Consider the following 4,973-nt stretch of genomic DNA (forward strand, 5'->3'; position numbering starts at 1 on the left):
TGCAGCAAGCACTGAATTTGGTCTCCCAAATTCGCTTGTTGAGGGCTGCGCCCCCAAGCTCCCGGCGATGTGCGATGTGACGTTATCGAACTTCACTGTATTGAAAGAAAGTGTGAATGGATGATTTCGAACTGATTCAAAAGCGACGGGGAATGAATGAATGGATGGATGAATCTCGGCTGTCGAGAGGGGGATTAGGGGCTTCGCCCCTAACAAGCGAATTTGGATATCCAAATTCAGTGCTTGCTGCAACTTCGGACAGCGTCCCAAGTTGCCTTCAATGCACCTGCCGGGAAAAGATGAGGAAGCGTCCAGCGACGATGCTTTCGATTGTCATCCGTCGTTGCGACTGGTTGACTTGAAAGCTTCCTCCGCCTTTTACGCTTCCCTCATTGAAAGTTGGCGTTAATCGCCGCGCATCATGATTTCTCTCGCAATAGCCTGCGCATATGTCTTATCTTGATAGTGAGCATCAAGTTGCTCGGCCAGTTCATTCTGCTGCTTCAGGTATTCCCGGCTGTATTCCTCGGCATAGCGCTTCAAATTGTTGTTGAGAACTAACTCGGCATAAGCAAACGGCTCATTTTCTTTAAGCCAGATCAAATGAGAACGCGCCGATGTATGCATATCATACGTTGCTTCGATCTCGGAGCAGCTGAGGCGACGTGTTGTTCCATCCCCACATACAACCGTCATGACGTCGCTGCATTCATTATAATGACATGCCCGCAGCTTCATTCGGAACCAACTCCTCACGCTTATTCATGACTTCAATAATCATGTTCGCGCCGAGTTTGAATCCATGAACAAAGGCAGCTTCAATATGCAAGCTGTTCACGCTCACGCATAGATCAGAATACTTCTCAAGCTCATGAAACATCTCGTCGCTGAGTTCTTTTCTCCATTTTTCAGTCATAGCGCCAAGTTGTCGGCTTAACGGCCGATATTCAGGATGAGTCGGTACAATGATCTCCTCGGGGTGAAGCTGTCCGCAGTACAAGGCTTCCAGAATCGATTTCATTTTCATCCTCCCATCATTGTCATCGCATCGCTTGAATGAGATTCCTGCACATGGTAGGATATTTATGCAGTCTGCTCATGTAGCGATTGCGGGCAAGGAAGTAGCGGTGTTCTTCGCGGGACTCACGCTGCTTCCTTCTTTATTTTTGGAGCTCGTCATACACCTTTTCAATCCCTCTGCGAACGATGTCTGAACGTGTCGTATTTAGCTTCTCAGCGGAAGCATCAAGCTTGCTCATAATTTCCTGATCGACACGTATCTCAATCGTTTTACCTTTGGGTTTGTCAGATGGAGGACGCCCCATCTTTTTGGAGGACATCTCTTCACCTCACTTTTTGTCCTGACAATAATATATTATTGTCAGGACAAAAAGTCAATTCTCAGAACTAAACCTTTCTGGTGTTCTACGCAGGTCACATTGCAACAAGCGATATGAGAATATCCCTATGGGCAGATGTAAGTACAGATGAAAGGTGATTTTGCTTTCAAAACCGGATATAATGATAACTGGCAGGAGGGATACAAAATGAAGCCATTTTCAGATAAATATGCGCTGACCAAACAACAAAGCCTGTTTTTGGCTAAGAAGAAATGGGACGAGAATATATACTGCGGCATGAAGATGGAAAACCGGAATATTACCTTTCCGCAAACCCAAACGATACTGAACGGTGTCAATGTTCCTGGTGTCACGCTGGACGACATACAAGCCGTCCTTAATATGAGGGATGCCTGGCGTTATTTGTTGAACGCGATTGATGAGCCGACTACGCTTCCCCTCATTTGCAAACTCAATGAATACGTCGCGAGGAATGAAGCGCTGGAATGGGGCGTTTTAAGAGCCGGGCGTGTCGGAATTTCAGGCACGGATTATGTGCCGCCGCTCCCGGTGAAGAGCGAGATCGAACAGGAATTGGCGGACTTGCTGGCTGCGGACATGACCACAACGGAGAAAGCCATTACGGCTTTCCTGTGGGGAGCGCGGCGGCAAATGTTTTGGGATGGAAACAAGCGAACCTCTCTTCTGCTCGCAAACAAGCTTCTTGTCGGCAATGGACATGGTATGCTAACCATTACAGAGAAAAATATGGAGCGGTTTAACGAATTGTTGTCAGCCTACTATACGACGAACGATATGAGCGAGATTAAGCAGTTTTTATACGAACATGCGATCAGCGGGATTGACTTTGAACCGGAAAAGCATCGTGAATCCGAACGATCTCGATAGAGCGAATATGTATGCAAGCTTGTGGCCCGAACTTGGCAGCAGGCTTTTTATTTTGTGCAGGATCGGGAGATTTTTTCCTGACCTGCGAATGACCTTGAAGAGCAACATGAGATGAATGACTCGTTGCAGCAAGCACTAAATAGAGATAGCCATATTCACTTGTAAGGGGCATGCCCCTTAGCCCCCGTTGTTTAGCATTTGTCACTACATCTCGTAAAAGATCGAATGTTGTGTCCATTAATAAGATTAGTCTTATAAGTTTGGAAGAATACATGTCCTTTTCGGGATATACCTCAGTTTTTTTGGTTATAATCTTCGTAACAAAACAAAGCATAAGAAAAAACCAGTCGAGTTGAACAACTGGTTCAATAAATTTCTTTAGGACTTCCCCTGTTCAATAATGTTAAAAATAAACGCAAAAATTTCTTTAAATGGTTACTCAGTCCAATGGCATCTTACAAACTCATCTGCTTTTGGTTCCTCCCACTCGGAAATGGCTTGTTTCAATTCTGTCCAAGAATCCCTTTCATAACGTGGAAGCAACGTATTATTAGAATGATCCAAGGGGGAATTTAACACCAAGCCAAAGGCTGACTTAATAATGTCTATTAATCCGAGAGGTAACTCATCAATTGATTTAGGATTTATGTATTCATAGGCTGAGAATGATTTTGAAGAGCCTTTCTCATAATCGTGTGGCATTTCGGCTTCAAAAGTATGTTGAAATACAAATCGACCATTATTTCTTAAGCTCGCTAAATATTCCAGCTTGTGATTGATAGTTAGAACAGCTTTTAACGCAGCGGGACTCCTTCTATCCCCTTTTGCGTTTATTTCAGTAATGTCAAAATCATGTATGACGGTATACTTAACTCCAAAATTATTAAGAACATTCATTACTACATACATTGTTGGTTTTCCAGAGCAGTTTACTACGGTTGTTCTATTAAATACATCTAAATCTAAATGTCCTTCTTGTGCAAGTTTTTCTCCAATAAGCCTCAGCGCCACAACTTCAGTGTCGCCTTCGACTAAGATAACTTGATCAGCAAAAAACGCTTCATTTACGTGTGGATTAAATTTTAAAAGCGCTTGAAATCTTGATTTTTCATCATCCGGTAAACCATATATGTCTGAATCCACTTGATGGATACAAACTATCTTGTCACCATTTAGCGACACCTTAGCTAAAGTTCTATTAGGCTTAGACAGATCAATAAAATTGGGAGAATGCGAAGTAGCCATAACTTGGAAGTAATTGTCATCTGCTAATGAATATAGAGTATCTTTAAAAATCCTTGCAATCTGCGGATGCAAATATAACTCAGGTTCTTCAATAGCAATAATTAATTGCCTTCTGGATAAGGCCTGCTCTTTAGCCTCAGAAGCATATCTGCTTTTGTACTTACGAAAACCCTTCAAAATCGAAACAATAAATGTTCTCTGAACTCCATTCCCTTGAAAATCAAGTTCCGTTTCAATTCCATTATAATTAAATAATGGATTAACAGATGTACTGACAAATTCAGCTAAAGGTTGAACATTGACTTTGAAATTTATTTTGGTTGACGTAATATCTGTTAGAAAACTTTGGATTTCGGACTCAAAATATTTTATTTTCTCATCATCATGCTGGTTGATCTTGTCTTGTAGTGCCTTTGTTTTTGTTTCGGCTTCTGTATATTCCTCTAATGAATGAATAACCTCTTTATAGAGTGTGGTCAATGTTTTAATGTTATCTGAGGTGGTTTTTATTTCATCGCTAGCATTTTTTACAGCAGGAATGTAAATTACTTCAGGGAAAATATTAACAAAGTGAGACGCATTATTGCCTCCACCCATTTTCCCTTCCCATCCTTCGTCACCTAAATCATGAGTGGGTTCTCCAACTGTTTTCGATAACCGCTTCACATCTTCTCCAAAATTATACACTGCTCTTACAATAAAGCTTCCTGTTGCTTCATGCATTGAAGCCCTTAGTCCATGCAAGGCAGCTTCCTCTTCTGAAATATCAATGAACGTTGCATGAAAAGAAATTGGATTACTGGTATTATGATTATTATAGTACTTTATATCCAATCTCTTATCAGAGCTACCAAATTGCTTTAATGCTTGTAGCACAGTACTTTTACAACAATTGTTCGGCCCTATAATGATTGATATATTTTCAACATTTACAGTTAACTCCTTGATACCTTTATAATTTCTTATCGTAAACTTAGATAATTTCATTGAGACACCCCCGGATTTATTTGAGCCCCGCAGTCGTTTACATTCGACAAAAAGGCCCAAATTCCTCCTTCGATTACTAATTTGACCAATAATCCTTCGAGACTATTCTACTATCAAAATAGAATATATTTTCCTATTTATTTAGGTTGAGGTTATCTGACAGGGGATCTGAAGGCATCGCTAAGTAGATCCTACCTGAAGGCACGGGCCGTGAAAATTTATTTGCTCGACAAGGTAATTACCAGCAATTGGATGGCTTCAGTTTCTATGATAAACTGAATATATTTCTAACATTACTCAAAAACGAGGGAAATATGTTAATGGGGAATTATGACCGAAACTATATGCAGTTAACAGAAGAAGAAATAAACCTGAATTTCGAAAGTGACTCTTTCTGAAAATATGAAAAAGGGCTCAAATCTTTGGTAGAATGGTGTTTGCCTAGAACAACATCACCCAAAGAGAGGAGCACCTTTAAGGTGAAGTCTATCA

5 protein-coding genes are annotated in these 4,973 nt (G+C 41.0%); 1 reads left to right on the forward strand and 4 read right to left on the reverse strand.

The window, feature by feature from the left end; all coding sequences use genetic code 11:
* Positions 1-405: 405 nt before the first annotated feature.
* The 3 genes from PV433_RS08910 to PV433_RS08920 form a co-directional block, all read right to left on the reverse strand.
* On the reverse strand, positions 406-738 hold the full coding sequence (locus PV433_RS08910; protein ID WP_332071819.1) for a DUF6061 family protein: 333 nt from the start codon (positions 736-738) through the stop codon (positions 406-408).
* Entirely contained in the window at positions 713-1,021 is a 309-nt protein-coding gene (locus PV433_RS08915) for a DUF6809 family protein (RefSeq protein ID WP_332071820.1), read from the reverse strand. The genes PV433_RS08910 and PV433_RS08915 overlap by 26 nt, the downstream gene beginning before the upstream one ends.
* A gap of 139 nt (positions 1,022-1,160) precedes the next feature.
* On the reverse strand, positions 1,161-1,340 hold the full coding sequence (locus tag PV433_RS08920) for a ribbon-helix-helix protein, CopG family (RefSeq protein WP_332071821.1): 180 nt from the start codon (positions 1,338-1,340) through the stop codon (positions 1,161-1,163).
* Between the two features lie 207 nt (positions 1,341-1,547).
* On the opposite strand from PV433_RS08920, the gene PV433_RS08925 reads away from it, so the two are divergent.
* Entirely contained in the window at positions 1,548-2,249 is a 702-nt protein-coding gene (locus tag PV433_RS08925) for a Fic family protein (protein ID WP_332071822.1), read from the forward strand.
* 435 nt (positions 2,250-2,684) lie between these two features.
* On the opposite strand, the gene PV433_RS08930 is transcribed toward PV433_RS08925, so the two are convergent.
* Entirely contained in the window at positions 2,685-4,481 is a 1,797-nt protein-coding gene (locus tag PV433_RS08930) for an ATP-dependent nuclease (RefSeq protein WP_332071823.1), read from the reverse strand.
* Between the last annotated feature and the right edge of the window lie 492 nt (positions 4,482-4,973).

This window comes from Paenibacillus sp. GYB004 (assembly GCF_036577605.1).
Classification (GTDB): Bacteria; Bacillota; Bacilli; order Paenibacillales; family NBRC-103111; genus Paenibacillus_AB; species Paenibacillus_AB oceani.